Source organism: uncultured Nostoc sp. (assembly GCF_964247315.1).
Classification (GTDB): domain Bacteria; phylum Cyanobacteriota; class Cyanobacteriia; order Cyanobacteriales; family Nostocaceae; genus Nostoc.
This window is the reverse complement of the sequence record NZ_CAXTTT010000138.1, coordinates 1-18,444: the sequence shown is the minus strand read 5'-3', so window position 1 is coordinate 18,444 and position 18,444 is coordinate 1. Positions and strand designations below refer to the sequence as shown.

Sequence of the window (18,444 nt, the reverse complement as noted above, 5' to 3'; positions counted from 1 at the left end):
TCATTCCCCACTCCCCATTCCCCATTTCCTTTGATTTGAATTTGCTCTAAACTCGACCTGAACGCACCTTTATCAGATCATGAAGAATGATAAAAAAAACGAGTATAGACAAACATGATAAAAATGCTAGCTGAAAACTTGATCGGAATTGAAACAAGCTTACAAATTAATTGGGTTTGGCTAAATGCCAGCTTAGAGTTTGCTAGTTGGGCACTTTTCTCACTTTTACTTGCTGAGATATTGAGAGACAGCTACCATGCTTTGTGTCACCAAGTTAATTGGCTTGCTAAATGGCACAACAAGCACCACATGGCTTATCGCCGCGATTTATCGATAGTTTCCCAAAAAGTTTACCAAGAATCTCAGCTTTATCACGACATTTTAGAATCGAGTCTACTGCTGGTGGTATTGATAGTCATTGCCTTAATTATCCAGCATAAAGGGTTATGGCTGGGAGTAGCTTACGCTTGCACCTTTTTGTATGGCGCATCTATACGATATTTTCAAGGAAAAATTGATACAGATTACAACCACCTACCCGGCCCTTTAGAGACAATTCCATCGATTTGGTGGGTAAATCGGTCTTACCATTGGCGGCATCATTTTGATGATGTTAACGCCTACTACAGTGGCGTCTTTCCCCTAGTGGATAAAATTCTTGGTACAGGACTATCTCTCAAAGGTAAAACCATTGCTTTAACCGGAGCATCAGGAGCGTTGGGGCAAGCGTTGGCGGCTGAACTTGTAAAGAATAATGCTAAAGTCGTGGCATTAACCACTAATCCAGAAAAATTAGTAGAGCAAGTTGGGGTAAAGGTGGTTTCCTGGCAGTTGGGCAAGGAAGCCAATCTGAAGGATAGTTTAGAGAAAGTAGATATTTTAATTATCAATCATGGAGTCAATGTCTATGCCAGCCGCACACCGGAGGCTATCAACTCCTCTTATGAAGTGAATACCTTTTCAGCATTGCGGTTGATAGATATATTTTCGACAACTGTAACAGGCCCACAAGCAAAAGCAACCAAGGAAATCTGGGTGAACACTTCTGAGGCTGAGGTTTCTCCAGCACTGAGTCCGCTTTATGAACTCAGCAAAAGAGCGCTAGGAGATATTGTCACCCTCAAGCGTTTAGATGGGGATTGTGTAATTCGCAAGTTAATTCTTGGCCCATTTAAGAGTCAACTTAATCCTTATGGAGTGATGTCTGCACAGCAAGTTGCTCGTGCAATCTTATTTTTCGCCCGACGAGACTTCCGAAATATTATTGTGGCAATAAATCCTCTCACCTATCTGCTGTTTCCCTTAAAGGAAACTAGTACGTCACTATACTATCGACTCTTCAGCCGGACAGCGAAAAGCGAACAGGACTTACGCAAACAATAGTCAAAAAAATAGACTTTTTGCATGAATCAATGAGCTTTCACCCTAAGTCCCTCTCCCAAGCTTAAGCTACGGGGTACACACAAGTTCTCCTTACCCCCATCTAACTCACCCAAAGCATCGGGGGAGAACCGGATATTTCCCTTCTTGACAAGGGGGGGACTAAGGGGGGTAAATCCAGGGTTTGGGCTTGATTACCAAGATGTGTGTACACCATAGCAAGCTTGGGAGAGGGACTTTGACTAAATGGAAACAGAATTTGGATAAACTTGAGAAAGCGATCGCTACGCAAGTTCCTGCCAAGCAAGTTTATCGTTTTTTAATAGCCATCATCCGAACTCCACCATTCGGAGCAAGGGTAAATCCACGTCGTTGCAGTTTAATCGGTTTATTTTCTACTAGGGTAAGTTGATAATTAGATAAAACTGTTGCCAGGACTAATTTGATTTCTAACAGAGCAAGGGCATATCCTAAACAGCGCCGACTTCCGCCACCAAAAGGAATGAACTCCCAAGGGGAATACTGCCGTCCTAAAAAACGTTCGGGATTAAATTGTTGAGGATTAGGATACAAGTCTTCCCGGTGATGCAAAAGGTAAATACTTATCATTAAAGTTGTGTCAGGAGGAAACTGGTATCCGGCAATATTTATGGATGATTTGGTAATGCGTGGGAAAAGCCCTGGCAGGACTGGATACATCCGCAGGGTTTCTTGGCAAACTGCGCTCAAGTAAGGAAGTTGGGCAATTTGCATCGGGTTAGGATTTTCTCCCAAGCTGTCGAGTTCCTGCTGCAATTTTACGAGAATATCTGAATTTCGGTGAATTTCATAAAAAGCCCACGCTAGCGTTGTTGCAGTAGTTTCATGTCCAGCAAATAAAATTGTCAGCAATTCATCTTTTAATTCATCGTCGGTCATTGCTTGCCCATTTTCATCCCGTGCTGCCATCATCAAGCTCAGAACATCACCCTGGTGATCGTTCTTTGTTCTTTTTTCTTCAATTTCGGCTTGAAGTAGCTGATGAATATAGCTTTGTCTACTTTTCATCTGCCCCCAAGGAGTCCATTTTCCCCAATCTTGTTGTAAGAATGGGAAAAATAGCATACTGGAGCGCAAAGGAGAATCAGTCATATCTAACCAACTAGTAAGGAGAGGTAAAATTAGTTGATAGCGTTCCCCTTCACTTAAACCAAAGACAATTTGTAAAATTAGTTCTAGACTAACTTTCTGCATGGCAGAACGAGCTACAAAAGGTTGACCGATTTGCCATTGACTAGCGATTTGCTCCGTAATTAAGCAGATTTGTTGAGCATAAGTCTGTAGCTTTTCTCCATGAAAGGGGGGCATTAATAATTTTCGTTCTCGTCGATGGCGGGCACCATCTATTAACATGAGAGAATTTCGCCCAATCAAAGGTTCTGCAAGTCTATTACCACGACCAATATCAAATTTAGAATCTTGACTGAAAATTTCTTGAATAGCTTGGGGATGGCTAAGAATTACATAATAACCGAGTCCACCCAGTTGCATGGAAAAAATATCTTCATACTCTTGACTATACTTTTGCTGAAATCCAATCGGATCGGCAATCCATCCAATCAGTTGCCACCACGAAGGGCTAGTAATGCAATTCGGTAATTGACTAAGCATAATATTTACCTGTAGATTACACTTAATAATCTTAAACAAATACATTTATTATGCTTGAGTAACCATATTTAGGGACTGGCTCATGACCGCATTTATTAAGCTAGCCATGCCTCCCTACTCAATCCCCTGCGCCATTAGATTGCGATCGTTCGAGGTATTTTGCTCAAAGGTGTTGGCTTAGATGTATTGTGGATAAATGTTTTGGCTTTAGTTGCGATTGCTTCATTCCGCTTCGCTTCATTCGCAATGACCATCTACGATCTTAGTAAAATTGCAAAATTGGGATGCTTCCGATGATTTTGTGGGCAAAACCTATTATTTCACAGTTCACTTTTAGGAATTTCCTCACGAAATTCTATGACCAATTGCATAGTTTCCACTACCAAATCACGTAAATCTCGATTGAGCGCTACAGCGCCTTGAGAGCCAAACCAACGGTCAAAAATAGCGACATATCGCTGATTCCCATTGATAAATCCTTGCATGAACTTTACCAGAGAATAATTGACTGTATCCAAGAATTTGGAGTTATTTTCTGGCACCATGCAAGCGATACCTTCTCGTGAATAGGGGCGATCGGGTACGATCGCAAAAGCATCGGGATTTTTTTGCTGTTCCAGCCATGCCTCCAAAAGAATGCTATCGGATGAGAAAGCATCAATAGTATTTTGTTGCAAAGCTGTGTATCCCTCTGCTCTAGTTTTAAAATATACTAGCTTAACTTTGGGTTGTACATGAGCGATCGCCTGCTCATTTGTGGTTCCCGCCAGCACCCCAATTCTCTTTCCAATAAGTGATTCAGGAGAACCTAGATTGCTTCCTTTCTTAACTAATAATTGGGTTCCAGTCGCACCATAGCTTACAGAAAAGTCTACTTTTTTATCTCGCTTCCATGTAAAACTACTAGCATCACACACAATATCAACTTGGTGATTAACTATTTTAGGAATCCGCTCAGAGGGGCTAAGACCAACTAATTGCAGTTTAATTTTTTTTCCTGTGTCTTTTTCTAATTGCTCTTTAATCAGAGTCAGCATATCTATAGAATAACCATTTAACTTTCCTTGACTATCCACATAGGCAAAAGGTAGCGCATCTTTACTAGTACCAGCTGTTAATACTCCTGTTCTGGCGACTTTCTTCATTACAGTCTCAGCAGATACAACATTAGACATGAGCGTTGCAAACATAAGACTTAAAATAGGAATAGCAATTTTTTCGTACATAAGCTTTAAGAGTAGGTCATTTTTTCAAATCCCCTTGGGAGAAGACCGCACTGCTTCACCAAGTTGCAATCTGCTGTATATATCAAGCTCAAGAAGTTATCACTATCAAGTACATAGTAAGGTTATCTAGTAACTATTCTTTACATTATTCTTCTTTCACCAGAGTGATGAAAGAAAAATTGCAGCCAACTTTAAGAGGATATTTGAAAAGTGAGTAGTCGAGTAAAAAAGCTTTCAGGGCATAAGCTGTGAGATACGTATACACGGCACCATTGAGAGTATGAGTAAAAGCATACTTTAGTAATCTGACAATTCCTCAATTCGAGTTACAAGGATCGCACGCACTAGGCTCAGGCTGGACAGTTTCACTGTCTTTAACGACGCGATGCGATGGTGCAAAGCAGCTGCCACAAGGCGATGTCTACGCAAAACTACATAATTCGGTAAAATTAGGTAAAGTAATTTTTGCGCTTGTTAAACAAAGGCATCAGCAAACCATGCAACTGAAACTCAGTGCATCTCGACTTCCCTTCGCCCCCCTGTTGTTAATCGCCCCCTTTTTCCTATGGGGGACGGCAATGGTAGCCATGAAAGGAGTGATACCCCATACCACACCGCTATTCATGGCAGGTGTGCGTCTGATACCAGCAGGGATGTTAATTCTGATTGCAGCAGCATTTATGGGTAAACCCCAGCCGAAGGGTTGGGCTGCATGGCTGTGGATTGCCTTATTTGCCCTAATAGATGGGACGCTGTTTCAAGGCTTTTTAGCAGAGGGATTAGTCAGAACTAGTGCAGGTTTGGGGTCTGTGATGATTGACTCGCAACCCTTGGCTGTTGCCTTACTGTCGTTGTGGCTATTCCAAGAACAGATTGGTTTTTGGGGATGGCTGGGGCTAGGCTTGGGAGTCACAGGTATTAGTTTAATTGGCTTACCCGATGAGTGGATTTTACATTTTTTCGACTCAGGAGCAAATATGACAATCGGCAACTGGCAAGATTTGTTTGCTAGTGGTGAGTGGTTAATGCTGTTAGCAGCGCTATCAATGGCAGTAGGAACAGTGTTGATTCGGTTTGTATGCCGACATGCTGACCCTATAAGCGCTACGGGATGGCACATGATTTTAGGCGGATTGCCACTATGGGGAATTTCATCAGTCGTTGAATCCCAGCAGTGGGAAAATCTGGGAGGATCTGATTTCATGGCTTTGGGTTATGCTACCGTATTTGGCAGCGCGATCGCTTATGGGTTATTCTTCTACTTTGCCTCTAGTGGCAGTCTTACAAGTCTTAGTTCTCTCACCTTCCTGACACCCGTCTTTGCACTACTATTCGGCAATCTTTTACTCTCTGAAGTTCTCAGTCCGTTGCAATGGGTAGGAGTATTTCTCACTTTAATCAGCATCTATCTCATTAACCAACGTGATACTTTAGCAGGACAAAAGGACACAGTTACTGTCGGCGAGATAGCTAATATACAGCAACCAGTTTTAGAAACATCTGCTAAAAAATTGAACTCCATAAACTTAGAAGTTAGAGAATCTGAAACAAAAATATTACCCTAACTTGTTAAAATAATTTGTAATTCGTAATTCGTAATTCGTAATTCAGTAGGGAGATGAGGGAGAAATCAATTAAAAATTAAAGAACTTCTGCCTCCTGCCTCCTTTTTCCCAATGCCCCATGCCCAATGCCCCATTTCCAATAAAAAATGACACTTAACATTTGGTCGTCTAGAAGTTATTGTGGTATCGAAAACTTGAAAAGCACGTTCAGGCTGAAACTTGCAATATGAGGCTATGCCGTTCCTCAATTCTGATATTTACCTGTTTTTATTGCGTGGGTTTTTACCCAAATCGCTCAAGCGCAGCCACACCTAACCTAGCACCTAAAATTTTAGAACTTGCACAAGCTAGTTCAACAGTTACTGCTAGTCCGGCTCTTTTGAGATATGGTAGTCAAAAATCAGATGTGCAGAGACTACAAACCCAATTAAAGCAGTTGGGATACTACAGTGGTGTGGTAAATGGAGAGTACGACGCCAATACGGAAATCGCTGTAACTAAATTCCAGAAAGTAAAGGGTTTAAAAGTGGATGGGATTGCTGGCCCGGCGACTCAGGAGAAACTGCAAGCAGCAATGGAGGCTAAAAAGCAGTTTGTCGCCTCTCCAATAGTTCCCTCTATTGCTCCAACTTCTACAAAACCCAAACCAACCGAAAGAGGTTTTGTCTGGTGGTTACTATTTACCATTGGAGTTCTAGGAGGTACTGGCGCACTTATTTATCTGCTGAGGTGGTTTCAGAAGGTCAAGCAAGTGCAAAAGTCCGAAATATCAGAGCCTAAAAGTTTAAGTGAAGCTAACAAAGACCCGATTACACCACCTTTACTGGAGACTATCACTAGTTTACAAACAACTACACCACCACTTTCCCCACAATTACTGCTACCAGAAAAAACCTCCCGTCTTGCTAAACTCAATATCGTTGACGAATTAATTCAAGATTTACGCAGTTCTGACCCAATGAAGCGGCGCAAGGCTATTTGGGATTTGGGTCAGCAGGGAGATTCGCGGGCAATTCAGCATCTGGTTGACCTGATAATTGATGCTGATTCTCAAGAAAGTAGCTTAATTTTGGCAGCTTTGTCAGAAATTAGCATCCGCACACTCAAACCGATGAACCGTGCTTTAGCAACTTCCATCCAAAATGAAAGTCCACAAGTGCGGCAAAATGCGATCCGTGACCTGACGCGCGTTTATGACATGATGGGTCAAATGAGTCAGATGTTGCACCATGCGCTAGAAGATCCAGATACCGATGTGCAAGCAACAGCACGATATGCTTTAACTCAGATGAATCGAATACGTGGCTTGCCGGAGCAACAGAGTCTACAGGAAAATTCAGACAATGATTTAGAATAATAAAGCAGGAGTCATTAGATTTTAGATTTTAGATTTTTCCTTCAATATAAAATCTAAAATTGGCAGTGTACCAAGCTGAATCTGCTGTCAGCTTAAAAATATTTCAACTGGATTTGGATATTGGTATCTGGCCCTGCCACTAAAAATGCTGCTTCGCTAAATTTAGGCGCTCTTGTGCGAATTTCTGGGTTGCTGGAAAATCCAAAACCTTCCCTTGGTATACCAAAAATATTGGTATTAAGAGTGCGGTCATTATTTTGATCGTGGAAGACAGCAACGGCGTAGCTACCTGCTTTCAAGTTGTTAAAGGTAATGGATAAGGGATTTTCAGTAATTTTGGTACACTGCTTTTGTAAGACGCGATCGCGATCGCTAGGAAATCCTTCACTGCTAGCAAATATACTGGCACATACTTGTCCTTGTTTATTCTTCAAGCCATCAATTTCCACGGTGAGTTTGCCGTTAAAATTTGCCTTGGCACTAAATGACCATGCCAGATTTCCCACTACTGCCAATAGCAGCATACTAACTCTTAAGCTTTTAAGCATAAAATTTTCACAAGGTAAAATGCGATCGCTAGCGCCAGTAGGCGATGCCAGGGACGAATACGTTTATTTATTGGTTATTTTTTTCTGCTGTAAAAGTGGTAATTGATGTTAGTAATAGACTTAGCAACATCAATTAATTTAATTAAGCTAACCAAATTCAGCTTTTAGTCAATACTTTTAGGAAATAATCATCTCATTCTCCGTATCAGTTATTTATTTTTCTGGAAACACAATTTTTCTAATATTAAAAACTCTGACTCAATCAAAACATAAACATTCCTTCACAGAAATTATGAGACTAGTACCGCAAGGCGGAAGTCAAAAGTCAAAAGTCAAAAGTCAAAATGAATACAGTGTAAGCGTTTCATTAATTTTGAATGGTGAGGCAGTCCGGTCTTCTCCCAAAGGGAGAGGCTAGCGCCAAGGGGGTTTCCCCCATGAGGAACTGCCGTTAGTGCAGCGTCTCGTAGAAAGCGTCACCCGAAGGGGTGGTTTATTTATGCCGTGCTGTACTAGTACAACATGGCGTAAATAAACATACCATTCAAAATGACGCAAAAGCCTGGAATACAATACTTTTGACTTTTGACTTTTGACTTTTGACTTTTGACTTCCGCGCAGCGGTACTAGTTCCTGATTTAACTTTGGTAAATTTATGCCTAAACGGATAAATTTGACTGATTGTCTATTTACTCAAAGCAAAAAAACTGTATTATAAAATACATTTTTTGTTTTTGTTATAAAACATAACTCATGATGCAACAAAAAAGCAACTATATCTTTTATAGCTACGTATTTTCTAATATCATAATTGGACAATTTTGGATGTTGTTAATTTTTTATACAAAGAGTTAATTCTTTGTGACTTTAAAGGTATATCAATCGATCGCTGCACTCAAAATTTTGTATTAAAAGCAACGCAGATTTCCCACTCTTATCCTGAAATAGCAGCTTAATCGAGCTATTTATACAAAATACAGCGTTTTGCAACTACATGACTCACATAGAATTGTTATAACAAGGCTAACAAACCTAATTTCCTTAAAGAAACCGGGTTTAGAGTACCTGTAATATGGGAGACTTGGCAATATTCCCTATAAATCACATTTAAGATGAGTAACACAATTTCGGATATTGCAGTCAAGACCATCAACGGTGAAGATAAGCAATTAAACGACTACACCGGCAAGGTACTCTTAATTGTAAATGTGGCTTCCTTCTGCGGTTATACTTCTCAATACGAGGGGTTAGAAAAGTTGAACCAAAAGTATGGAGAAGCAGGTTTACGTATTTTGGGGTTCCCTTGTAACGATTTTGGAGCGCAGGAGCCAGGAAGCAATGAAGAAATTGTGCAATTCTGCACGAGTAAGTATGGTGTTACCTTTGAACTATTCGATAAAGTTCATGCTAAAGGCTCACAGCAGCATCCACTTTATGAGCGACTTACTAAAGCCGTTGAGCCAACGGTAAATGTTGCTTGGAACTTTGAAAAATTTTTAGTTAATAAGCAAGGTGAAGTAGTAGCTCGATTTAATAGTAGTGTTCAGCCAAATTTACCAGAGATAATTGCCATAGTTGAGAAAGAATTAGCAAAATAGCCATTATTCATTAGTCATTAGGTTTTACAATTGATATTGATTTTTGGTAGTCCCTTCATTGAGAAAATATTCTCAATTAGTAGTTTAATTTATTTGTGTCTAATTTGTCATGAACGTTGCAATCATTGGGTGTGGTTATGTTGGTTATAAAGTTGCTCAATATTGGCAGCAAGATATGAATTTTGTTGTCAGTGTAACCACAACTTCGCCTGAGCGTGTCCCTGCACTACAATCAGTATCTCAAAGAGTTGTAGTTACCTGTGGTAATGACATAGATAGTCTAAAATCAGTTTTGCACAATCAAGATGTTGTACTTTTGAGTGTTGGGGCAAAAAGTAGAGAAGTTTATGAAGAAACCTATCTACAAACTGCCCAAACTTTAGTTTCATGCTTACAACAGATTAAGAGTGTAAAACAATTAATATACACAGGTAGTTATGCCGTATATGGTGATAGGAATGGTGTATGGGTAGATGAAGAAACACCGCTTGCACCTGCTAATTTAAATGCACAAATTCTCCGAAAAACAGAAGATGTGTTGCTATCAGCATCTAGCGAAAATCTCCGTGTTTGTATCTTTCGCTTAGGAGGTATTTATGGAACTGGCAGAGAACTGTTGAAAATATTTGATAGATATTCTGGTACAACCCGTCCGGGCAATGGCGAAGATATCACAAATTGGGTTCATCTAGATGATATTGTTGGTGCGATAGAATTCGCCCGTCACCGTCGTTTGCAAGGAATTTACAATCTGGTAGATGATGCACATCTCATCAGCCGAGACTTGCTAGATAGCTTATTTGAAAAACATAATTTACCCAAAGTAGAATGGGATACATCTATCAAGAGTACTCGCCCATATAATGCTTGGGTATCGAATGAAAAGCTCAAAGAAGCTGGATACGAGTTTATTCATCCACAGATGATTTTTTAGCAAGTATTAAAAACTAGGAATTATGCAACCATCTGCTGTAGCTAACACAACCAATTTGACAGCATCTCCTAGCCAGTTTTACAGTTGGCAGAATTATCTTTGTGCCTACGAAGTTCATCAACCAATTAATACAACATCTGAGGGCATTCCCTTACTATTAATTCATCCGATTGGCGTGGGATTGTCGCGGCGATTTTGGCAACGATTTTGTCGCGAGTGGTATAGTACAGGTCAGTGTAATTCAATTTATAACCCTGATTTACTAGGATGTGGTGAAAGTGATATGCCCCATGTAGCTTACACTCCTAGTAATTGGGCAGAACAGTTGCAGTTCTTTTTACAAACAGTAATCCAAGAACGGGTTATTGTTGTAGTACAAGGTGCTTTATTGCCAGTTGCCATCCAACTAGTGCAAAAGGAATCAAATTTAATTGCCGGACTGGTACTTTCTGGGCCGCCAACGTGGGCTTTGATGAGAAATAAACCACCAGAATGGCAGAAAAAATTCCTTTGGAATATGTTAGATTCGCCTTTTGGTAGTGCTTTTTATCGCTATGCACGCACCCCAAAATTTTTACGTTCTTTCTCGATTCGTCAACTCTTTGCTTCTGAAAATGCTGTAGATGGAGAGTGGTTGAATACATTGCTTGCAGGTGCAGAAAATCCTGCTAGTCGTCATGCAGTGTTTTCTTTTTTAGCAGGGTTTTGGCGAGATGATTATACTAGTGTTCTTGACTCGATTCAGCAACCAACATTAGCGGTTGTGGGAGAAACTGCATCGAGTATTAGCCAAGACAATAAAAAAGAAACCCCAGATGAACGCTTGGCTCACTACCTTGCTTGTTTGCCTCAAAGTCAAGGTATAAAAATAAATGGGCGTAATGTTTTACCCTATGAATCAACCAGTGAATTTGTAGCAGCGATCGCTCCATTCATTAATGAAGTTTTTTAGCTGATTGATAGTTACATCGCACCAGTTCTCTCATGATAGGTTATGACTGGAATTGATTACTAAAGGCAAGCAAAATTATGTTACCCAATCATCAAGGAAAAAAAGTACCCAATGTCACTTTTCATACTCGCAGTAACAACGAGTGGATAAATGTGACAACCGATCAGCTATTTGCTAATAAGACAGTAGTTGTCTTCTCTTTACCGGGTGCTTATACTCCGACTTGTTCATCCACTCACCTCCCTGGCTACAACGAATTGGCTCCGGTTTTCAAAGCAAATGGTGTCGATGACATTATCTGTATTTCTGTTAACGATACCTTTGTGATGAACGAATGGGCGAAGGATCAAGAGGCAGGAAATATTACACTAATTCCTGATGGGAATGGTGAATTTACTGAAGGTATGGGCCTGTTGGTAGATAAATCAGACTTGGGGTTTGGGAAGCGATCGTGGCGCTATTCTATGCTGGTGAAAGATGGTGTAATTAACCAGATGTTTATTGAACCAGAGGAGCCAGGAGATCCCTTTAAGGTGTCTGATGCTGAGACAATGCTCAGATACATCAACCCCCAAGCAGTGAAGCCCGAAGTAGTTTCACTGTTTGCGAAAGTGGGTTGTCCCTTTTGTGCCCGTGCTAAGGCAATGCTCAAGGAACATGGCATCAACTACGAAGAAATTACCTTGGGCAAGGATATCACCACGCGGTCGTTAAAAGCAGTTACAGGTGCGACAACAGTTCCCCAAGTATTTATCGATGGTAAATTAATTGGTGGTTCTGAGGCACTAGAAGCCTACTTCGCCGCTAAATAGGGTTGAGTAGGGTTGCAATACTATGTAGGTTTTGCCTAAAAAATAGAAATCTTCTCTTCACTGGGACAAGGAGGACAAGGATAAGAAGAAATTTCTCCCTTGTCTCCCCCCTCTCCCTTAAGTGAACCGTATTGTTATATAAGCAACAGATACCTCGAAGTCATGTTGAAGTACTTGAAAGTCGTGTTGAAGTACTCTAAAGTCGTGTTGAGGTACTCTAAAGTCGTGTTGAGGTACTCCGAAGTCGTGTTGAAGTACTCTAAAGTCGTGTTGAGGTACTCTAAAGTCGTGTTGAGGTACTCCGAAGTCGTGTTGAGGTACTCCGAAGTCGTGTTGAAGTACTTGAAAGTCGTGTTGAAGTACTTCAAACTTTGTCGCACCGCAATCGAGTACACAGGTGCGATCGCCGCTTTCATAAATCTCCACAAACAAAGCGCGATCGCTTGACTTTTAAAACAGTCGCTACGAATATTCTTAACCGAACGGTATTAAGTTGGGGTACACAATCATCAATTGTGTCAACTTCAGGGGAAAGTTATGATATTTTTGACCGTAGCCTGATTTGTGAGAATTGAAAGCCACAGATTCCCGACTTTGTAAAAGTTGTTGGGGATTTTGTTTTTCGTCAGCAGTTAACAAATCTTCAGATGGGTAGATGTATTTTTGTCCACCTATTCACTAGCGATCGGATAAAATTGATTCGGATTAAATTTACATTTATTTAAAAGACAATATGTTTGCCAGAATTCGCCGAATTTTGAGTCAATTTTTTAGTAATTCAAGAACAATCAACAACGAACCACTGAATAAAGTCAGTTTAATTATCATTATTATAATTGATATTTTTATCTTAATTAATGTTTTTACCGGACTTGATGATATTAGCAGATGGCATATCAGTCCAACTGAGGCTTATCCATGTTATTCAGAGTGGCAAAATTACCGGACAAAAACTACACAAGATAAAGACTATGAAATCGTTAGACTTTCATTGTCATCTTACACGAATAATCAATTTAGTTATCGGGGAAACTATCAACAAGCCGAAGCAGGACATCTGGGTAAGGTTTCTCAAACGTGTTTCCAATATGCCGATTACAAAGATAAGATTAAGAATTCTGAAAAGCAGCAAATCATCAAAACTATCGAGCAAAAACAAGCAAAAATTAGTAGGCTGGAACAAGCCAATAGCACTATTAAATCTCAGTATGACTCAACGCTATTAGAAAAAATTGCAGGTCAGAGTAGCGAACAATCAATTAACCAAGTCAGTGCTGAAAAAGCTAAACAGGCATTAGAAGAAAACAATCGTCAAATTTCGACTCTTAAACAAGAAACTTCTACTCTTAAAAATGAACTACTTGCCAAACCAGAAAGTATTAGTTTTATAGCATTTCTTAAAGATAACAGTCGATTCCAAGAAGTTGACAAAGGCTATCAGCAGGCATCATTTTGGTATCCAAGTATCCAACTTGGTTTTCAGAGCCTCTTTCTTTTACCACTGATTCTCATTGCCTTATCAGTTCATAAATTTGCCCAAAGAAGAGGATATGGACTCGTTTCGCTAATTAGCTGGCATTTGCTAGTTATCTTTTTTATCCCATTAATCGTTAAAATATTTGAATTTCTCCAAATAGGTGCAATATTTAAATTTTTATTTGATATAGTCAGTGCCATTTTTGGTGGTTTACTTTTCCTAATAAATTATGTTTATATCTTGCTAATTCCAATTATTGGTTTTGGAATCATCCAGTTTTTTCAAAAATTTGTCTTTAATACTAAAGTCCAAGCAGCTAGCAGAGTTCAAAAATCACGCTGTGTTAATTGTGCCAAGAGAATTCGAGATATTGATACTTACTGTCCACACTGCGGTTATTATCAGTACATTGAATGCCAGAACTGTCATAATCTTACTTATAAACATTTGTCGTACTGTAAACATTGTGGAACTTCTCAAGTTTCCAATAATTTGTAATCAGTGAAGCCGTCGATCGGTTTTTTTAACTTAGATATGGAAAAAGCGAAACAAATCAATAAAGAGAGTCAGTCGCCGTTTGATTTTCTCGAAAACCTGTTGATTGCTCGTTGGCGATCGCTCTTACTCCTTTTGATCGGAGTCTATTTACCTTTGCAGGTTTTTGAAATCCTGACAGTGAAGATATGGGAGAATCAAGCGGGGTTTCCGTGGGATGTACCGATTCTGTTAGCAGTTCATTCTACAACAAACCCACAGTTAGATGTTTTAGCTGTCACCCTAGCTACAATTGGGTTGCCTTGGACGGCAATGCTGATTTTGGGTGCGATCGCACTGATGTTACTACTTCAAAAACGCTGGCGATCGCTAGCTTATGTACTCACCATTTCAGCAGGAAGCATTATCATCAACCGCACAGCCAAGGAATTAATGCATCGAGTGCGTCCACAATTGTGGCAGTCCATTGCACCTGAGTCTAGTTTTGCATTTCCCAGCGCTCATGCGATGACGAGTGTAACTCTGGTAGCAATTTTGCTATTTTTAACTTGGGCTAGCTCTTGGCGCTGGTTAGTTCTCATCTTCGGCAGCTTATACATCATAGCTATTGCCTGGTGTCGTCTCTACCTGGGGGTTCATTTTCCCAGTGACATTCTCGCAGGTTGGATGGTTTCATTAGGTTGGACAATTGGTGTCAGTCTAATTATCAATCCGTATACAACTATAGCCAAATCTGTAGATGGCAAACGTCCTAAAGATGAAACTACTTTACTCCCTGAAGAAATAAAGTTGATAAATGAGGATTAATATCAGCCCTCACCCTAAATCCCTCTCCCAAGCTTGGGAGAGGGACTTTGAAATTGGCTCCCCTTCTCCCAAAATTGGGAGAAGGGGTTGGGGGATGAGGGCAAATTTTGCACTTGTGCAAGATGATTATTAAAACCAGAGCATGGCTTCAGTAAGCTTATTTTTAATTCAAAAATTGTATCTCAAAATATAGTATTTTATTTTTTGTCAGCAACTCGTTTTGTAAGTAAAGCTAATAACTTAATTATCCAAAAACGGTATCATCGGCTATTATTTTTAGCGTTGGCAAAACTTTTAGGTCTACTGACTTTACCATTAAACCTCTTGGTGATAGAGTGATCCCATTAATTCATATTTATTCAAAACAACAATCAACATAACAATGAAAACATTGCGAGCTTTAACGCCGACCGCGCTGGGTTTACTTACACTTACAGTCGCGAGTTCTGTGAATGCTCAAGCGATAATTGACACTGTAGACAACGGTAATTTCAGTGTGACGGGGATGACACGAGGAAGCGGTTGCACTGTCCTTTTTAGCCCTCAAGGGGAGCTAGTTCAAAATGGTTGTTCCTGTAGTTCAAGAGAAATTGGTAAAGCTCAAACTGCGATCGATACCTATCTCCGGGAGCAAGGCGCACCTGAGCGCAACAGCGATAACTCAATGCTGCAAAGACTGACCTTAATCTGCTACGGTGAAGGTCGCAAACCAAGTTTTGAAAACCGCAACAGCTATGAATGGAACTCACGTCGTCATCGCTATGAACTGCAAAATCGTGTAGAGTCTTCGACAAACGAGTTCGATTCCGAGGTTCAAGTCGAGATTCGTAATATGCAGGGAAAAATTCATCTGGGCGGAAGGCTCATCCCGCCAATTAATTCAGGCGGTACTGATGGATGGTGGAACCTCAACGATCTCCGTGTCACACCTGAGCAAATCACGGGAAAATACCGAGTAAATGGGCTAAATCATCCGCGTGTTGAGATTGATCGACGCAGTGGACAGATTGCCATTAATGGGATTGAGGATTTCCGTGGTACTTGCGATTCCGGCGACTGGAGCAATGGCAGAACTCGTTTCTAGTCTGCTGTATTGTTGGGTTTCGTCTTTGTCTTGACGAAACCCATGTCTTCGCAGTTTTTATCTCACATTCCGCACCTTAAACTATTATATCAAGATACAATTGTAGTTAGTAGTACAAAATAACTACTGATGATTGTGCGGTGGTCTTTGCTGGGGCGATCAGTTTTTAGTTTTTGAGCAGGAAGCAGTAACATCAGGATCTTCCATTGTCGCTGTGTCAAGTCGCCTCGACTGTGCAGTAAAAAAATCATTAGTAAATGCTAAATTTGTTAACTTTTACTACTTTTAACAATTTTATCAAGTTTTAAAACACACTCTTAAGACATCCTCTTAGTGCCCTCTAAATTGGATGTGTTTGTCCAGATATAGCAATCCGATTTTAATTCCTGAATTACTCGTAGAGACTGGGGACTGGGAATAAGGAATAAAGGTGTACTGAGTTTTTTTCAAGAATCAAATATGAGTCCTATAGCAACTATTTCTTACAATCCTCTGAACCCCCTGTGTAAACAATCGATTGGTAGCGTCCTTCCTCTGTTCGGATCGTTACACAGTAGTTAGTTCTGCCTTCTAGCCAGTAGCCGTAGCCCGAATCATCACTCTTGACCCATCGATAGCCCCGTTCTTTCACTGTATTTTCTGCCTGTCCTGCCCTTGCCCCGACTAAATCACTTAACCGAGAAACAGTAGTACCCGCCTCAGGCTGACGCCTAGCACCAGCCCTACGATTTCTGTTACCTGAGTTTTGTCGATTAGCAGATGTATCCCAATAGACAAAAATCGACTCGTTGGCGAGACGATAAATCTGTCCCCGATCGCCTAGTCCAGCTTGTCGATAGGCAGCATCACCATTTTGATCGCGATAATTGCCGGGTCGATTACCCTCAGGGAGCAAGTCATAGCTACGACCATTTTCCAGTTGAATGCTAACCCCACCCTGCCGTTGGGAAAAGGTACACACGCCAGAGGATGTGGCGCGGTCTTCTCCTTTTGGGAACACATCGCAACGGGCATTTACAGTATCGGCTTTTACAGATACGGGAAAACTAAAAGAAGTGATCGCCAATGCTACCGCTAAAAATAAATTTGAAGATTTGATCGCCATAAAGCTCCTGAATTATGACAACGAAGATGACATTTTATATCATCCCCTAAATGTGTATTTGCTAGTTGACATTTGCAAATTCTTCTTAAACTATCTGGCGTTGTGTCACTCTCCAAAAAACGCCATTTCTGAATTCTAGAGCTTTTGTATAGGAAGCGATGGCTTCTCTGATGCACAAGATAACGAATTTGTACAGTGCGTAAGTTCTAACTTGTCCTAAAATCTCTAAAATTTTGATGATAGGAAATTTAAAGTCGGAAGATGATCGACACTAATATCAGTTACTCAATCACTTTCTCATAGATATGTTCCTGTTTAATCGCTTCCACCATTCAATAATTCGGTTTGTGCTAGTCAGTGTGATGACGATCGCAATGGTGCTTGGTTGGAGTGCGATCGCTCACAGTCAACTACCTTCTTTACCTACCGCAGCCTCCAACGATCCGCACAAGCCACCTAGTGGTGTTACCCGCCTCGGTATGTATGAAATTGCCCCTGTGTATTCACCCTTAGACAGAGACATCTTGTTTGAGATTGTCTCTCCCACTGTTTTTAATCGTAGCCAACCGCCAGACGGATCTCTTCCAGTAGAGGTACGTGCCGAAGAAATTACACAACGGCTGATGCGAGCGCTCGACCGAACAAACAAAGCTAAACAAACTCCTTTGGTTTCTATTGCCATTCTGAATCAGGATTCAATCCTCCAGCTCAGTGACGATCAAACGACCCGTCCTTTAAGGCTGGTGACTGTAACAGAGCCAGATGCTGACTACCACGGAAAAACTCTGGAGGAATTGGCGCAGGAGTGGCAAAAAATATTACAAGCAGAAGTAGAACGCATTAATAGACTCTTCTCGCATAAGGTATTGTGGCAACGAATTGGACAGGCACTGCAAATCAGCATCGGCTTAGTGTTGGGGAGTGTTGTGTTGTGGTTACTGCGGCGAACTCTAATTCGCAAACAGACGGCATTGCAAGTACGCCATCAAGAGCAGAAAACTGCGGTAAAACAGGGTGTGGTCAAGCAAGCTGAGGGAGAAACATCTACAACTATTCACACAATAGAGACCAGCGAAAAGAAAACAGATGCAGACACGATCGCCCATCAGCGATCGCAGTTTCTAGACACGATCCGGCGACAGTTCAGCCTCAAGCACCAACTGGGGATCTATTCTCTGCTGACATGGCTACTGTTTTGGGCATTTATTCTGATGTGGTACATTGGGATTGTGGTCATCATGTATCGCGTCCCCTACCTCATGAGATGGTGTGCAGACGCTATAGCCAGGCCCCTGGCGCTACTGATTATTTGGTTTTTCATCAGTCTTGTTATTCGGATCGGCAAAATCTTAATTGACCGCCTCACTGATGTCTGGACAACCCATTCCTCTCTCCCTTTGACCCGAATTTCTCACAAACTCAGAAAAAAGCGGAGGTTAAAACTGGTAAAATGT

At 40.8% G+C, this 18,444-nt stretch carries 16 protein-coding genes and 1 pseudogene; 11 read left to right on the top strand and 6 right to left on the bottom strand.

Annotated features, from left to right (window positions below; genetic code table 11):
• Window positions 1–114: 114 nt before the first annotated feature.
• Window positions 115–1,383 (top strand): bifunctional sterol desaturase/short chain dehydrogenase, encoded by a 1,269-nt coding sequence (locus tag ACFE93_RS29500; protein WP_375478835.1) that lies wholly within the window; start codon window positions 115–117, stop codon window positions 1,381–1,383.
• Between the two features lie 306 nt (window positions 1,384–1,689).
• Here ACFE93_RS29500 and ACFE93_RS29495 read toward each other — a convergent pair whose 3' ends face one another.
• Both ACFE93_RS29495 and ACFE93_RS29490 read right to left on the bottom strand, forming a co-directional pair.
• Window positions 1,690–3,030, bottom strand: coding sequence for a cytochrome P450 (locus ACFE93_RS29495; RefSeq protein WP_375478833.1), 1,341 nt, complete (start codon window positions 3,028–3,030; stop codon window positions 1,690–1,692).
• A gap of 320 nt (window positions 3,031–3,350) precedes the next feature.
• A complete protein-coding gene (locus tag ACFE93_RS29490; RefSeq protein ID WP_375478831.1) occupies window positions 3,351–4,256 on the bottom strand; it encodes an amino acid ABC transporter substrate-binding protein in 906 nt (301 codons plus the stop codon).
• Between the two features lie 497 nt (window positions 4,257–4,753).
• Between ACFE93_RS29490 and ACFE93_RS29485 the strand changes: the two genes are divergently transcribed.
• Complete coding sequence (locus tag ACFE93_RS29485) at window positions 4,754–5,821, top strand: DMT family transporter (protein ID WP_375478829.1); 1,068 nt, start codon at window positions 4,754–4,756, stop codon at window positions 5,819–5,821.
• Between the two features lie 226 nt (window positions 5,822–6,047).
• Window positions 6,048–7,178, top strand: coding sequence for a peptidoglycan-binding protein (locus ACFE93_RS29480; RefSeq protein ID WP_375478827.1), 1,131 nt, complete (start codon window positions 6,048–6,050; stop codon window positions 7,176–7,178).
• 92 nt (window positions 7,179–7,270) lie between these two features.
• On the opposite strand, the gene ACFE93_RS29475 is transcribed toward ACFE93_RS29480, so the two are convergent.
• A complete protein-coding gene (locus ACFE93_RS29475) occupies window positions 7,271–7,726 on the bottom strand; it encodes a DUF2141 domain-containing protein (protein ID WP_375478825.1) in 456 nt (151 codons plus the stop codon).
• Between the two features lie 1,112 nt (window positions 7,727–8,838).
• Between ACFE93_RS29475 and ACFE93_RS29470 the strand changes: the two genes are divergently transcribed.
• The 4 genes from ACFE93_RS29470 to ACFE93_RS29455 all read left to right on the top strand — a co-directional run bounded on the left by ACFE93_RS29470 (window position 8,839) and on the right by ACFE93_RS29455 (window position 12,022).
• Window positions 8,839–9,324 carry a glutathione peroxidase gene (locus ACFE93_RS29470; RefSeq protein ID WP_375478823.1) on the top strand — a complete coding sequence of 162 codons (486 nt, stop codon included), beginning with the start codon at window positions 8,839–8,841 and terminating at the stop codon, window positions 9,322–9,324.
• A gap of 109 nt (window positions 9,325–9,433) precedes the next feature.
• Window positions 9,434–10,258, top strand: a complete 825-nt coding sequence (locus ACFE93_RS29465) for an SDR family oxidoreductase (RefSeq protein ID WP_375478821.1) — start codon at window positions 9,434–9,436, stop codon at window positions 10,256–10,258.
• A gap of 22 nt (window positions 10,259–10,280) precedes the next feature.
• The gene (locus ACFE93_RS29460) at window positions 10,281–11,210 is read left to right on the top strand and encodes an alpha/beta fold hydrolase (RefSeq protein WP_375478819.1); all 930 of its coding nucleotides are present in this window, start codon (window positions 10,281–10,283) and stop codon (window positions 11,208–11,210) included.
• A gap of 77 nt (window positions 11,211–11,287) precedes the next feature.
• The gene (locus ACFE93_RS29455) at window positions 11,288–12,022 is read left to right on the top strand and encodes a glutathione peroxidase (protein WP_375478817.1); all 735 of its coding nucleotides are present in this window, start codon (window positions 11,288–11,290) and stop codon (window positions 12,020–12,022) included.
• Window positions 12,023–12,139: 117 nt separating this feature from the next.
• Here ACFE93_RS29455 and ACFE93_RS29450 read toward each other — a convergent pair whose 3' ends face one another.
• Together ACFE93_RS29450 and ACFE93_RS29445 are read right to left on the bottom strand one after the other, a co-directional pair.
• Window positions 12,140–12,448 (bottom strand): hypothetical protein, encoded by a 309-nt coding sequence (locus ACFE93_RS29450; RefSeq protein ID WP_375478815.1) that lies wholly within the window; start codon window positions 12,446–12,448, stop codon window positions 12,140–12,142.
• Window positions 12,449–12,496: 48 nt separating this feature from the next.
• Window positions 12,497–12,661 carry a hypothetical protein gene (locus ACFE93_RS29445; protein ID WP_375478813.1) on the bottom strand — a complete coding sequence of 55 codons (165 nt, stop codon included), beginning with the start codon at window positions 12,659–12,661 and terminating at the stop codon, window positions 12,497–12,499.
• Between the two features lie 94 nt (window positions 12,662–12,755).
• On the opposite strand from ACFE93_RS29445, the gene ACFE93_RS29440 reads away from it, so the two are divergent.
• The 3 genes from ACFE93_RS29440 (at window position 12,756) to ACFE93_RS29430 (ending at window position 15,885) form a co-directional block, all read left to right on the top strand.
• On the top strand, window positions 12,756–13,997 hold the full coding sequence (locus ACFE93_RS29440; protein WP_375478811.1) for a hypothetical protein: 1,242 nt from the start codon (window positions 12,756–12,758) through the stop codon (window positions 13,995–13,997).
• A 36-nt stretch (window positions 13,998–14,033) separates the two neighbouring features.
• Entirely contained in the window at window positions 14,034–14,801 is a 768-nt protein-coding gene (locus ACFE93_RS29435) for a phosphatase PAP2 family protein (protein ID WP_375478837.1), read from the top strand.
• A gap of 382 nt (window positions 14,802–15,183) precedes the next feature.
• Window positions 15,184–15,885, top strand: coding sequence for a hypothetical protein (locus ACFE93_RS29430; RefSeq protein WP_375478809.1), 702 nt, complete (start codon window positions 15,184–15,186; stop codon window positions 15,883–15,885).
• Window positions 15,886–16,360: 475 nt separating this feature from the next.
• Here the strand turns inward: ACFE93_RS29430 and ACFE93_RS29425 are convergent, their stop codons facing one another.
• Window positions 16,361–16,990 carry a hypothetical protein gene (locus ACFE93_RS29425; protein WP_375478807.1) on the bottom strand — a complete coding sequence of 210 codons (630 nt, stop codon included), beginning with the start codon at window positions 16,988–16,990 and terminating at the stop codon, window positions 16,361–16,363.
• Between the two features lie 305 nt (window positions 16,991–17,295).
• Here ACFE93_RS29425 and ACFE93_RS29420 point away from each other — a divergent pair.
• Window positions 17,296–18,444, top strand: a pseudogene (locus tag ACFE93_RS29420) (hypothetical protein); the annotation flags it as partial.

Bases quoted from the DNA above. Each gene is read 5' to 3' on its own strand.
- ACFE93_RS29500 (WP_375478835.1), top strand. From the start codon at position 115: ATGATAAAAATGCTAGCTGAAAACTTGATCGGAATTGAAACAAGCTTA.
- ACFE93_RS29495 (WP_375478833.1), bottom strand. From the start codon at position 3,030: ATGCTTAGTCAATTACCGAATTGCATTACTAGCCCTTCGTGGTGGCAA.
- ACFE93_RS29490 (WP_375478831.1), bottom strand. From the start codon at position 4,256: ATGTACGAAAAAATTGCTATTCCTATTTTAAGTCTTATGTTTGCAACG.
- ACFE93_RS29485 (WP_375478829.1), top strand. From the start codon at position 4,754: ATGCAACTGAAACTCAGTGCATCTCGACTTCCCTTCGCCCCCCTGTTG.
- ACFE93_RS29480 (WP_375478827.1), top strand. From the start codon at position 6,048: ATGAGGCTATGCCGTTCCTCAATTCTGATATTTACCTGTTTTTATTGC.
- ACFE93_RS29475 (WP_375478825.1), bottom strand. From the start codon at position 7,726: ATGCTTAAAAGCTTAAGAGTTAGTATGCTGCTATTGGCAGTAGTGGGA.
- ACFE93_RS29470 (WP_375478823.1), top strand. From the start codon at position 8,839: ATGAGTAACACAATTTCGGATATTGCAGTCAAGACCATCAACGGTGAA.
- ACFE93_RS29465 (WP_375478821.1), top strand. From the start codon at position 9,434: ATGAACGTTGCAATCATTGGGTGTGGTTATGTTGGTTATAAAGTTGCT.
- ACFE93_RS29460 (WP_375478819.1), top strand. From the start codon at position 10,281: ATGCAACCATCTGCTGTAGCTAACACAACCAATTTGACAGCATCTCCT.
- ACFE93_RS29455 (WP_375478817.1), top strand. From the start codon at position 11,288: ATGTTACCCAATCATCAAGGAAAAAAAGTACCCAATGTCACTTTTCAT.
- ACFE93_RS29440 (WP_375478811.1), top strand. From the start codon at position 12,756: ATGTTTGCCAGAATTCGCCGAATTTTGAGTCAATTTTTTAGTAATTCA.
- ACFE93_RS29435 (WP_375478837.1), top strand. From the start codon at position 14,034: ATGGAAAAAGCGAAACAAATCAATAAAGAGAGTCAGTCGCCGTTTGAT.
- ACFE93_RS29430 (WP_375478809.1), top strand. From the start codon at position 15,184: ATGAAAACATTGCGAGCTTTAACGCCGACCGCGCTGGGTTTACTTACA.
- ACFE93_RS29425 (WP_375478807.1), bottom strand. From the start codon at position 16,990: ATGGCGATCAAATCTTCAAATTTATTTTTAGCGGTAGCATTGGCGATC.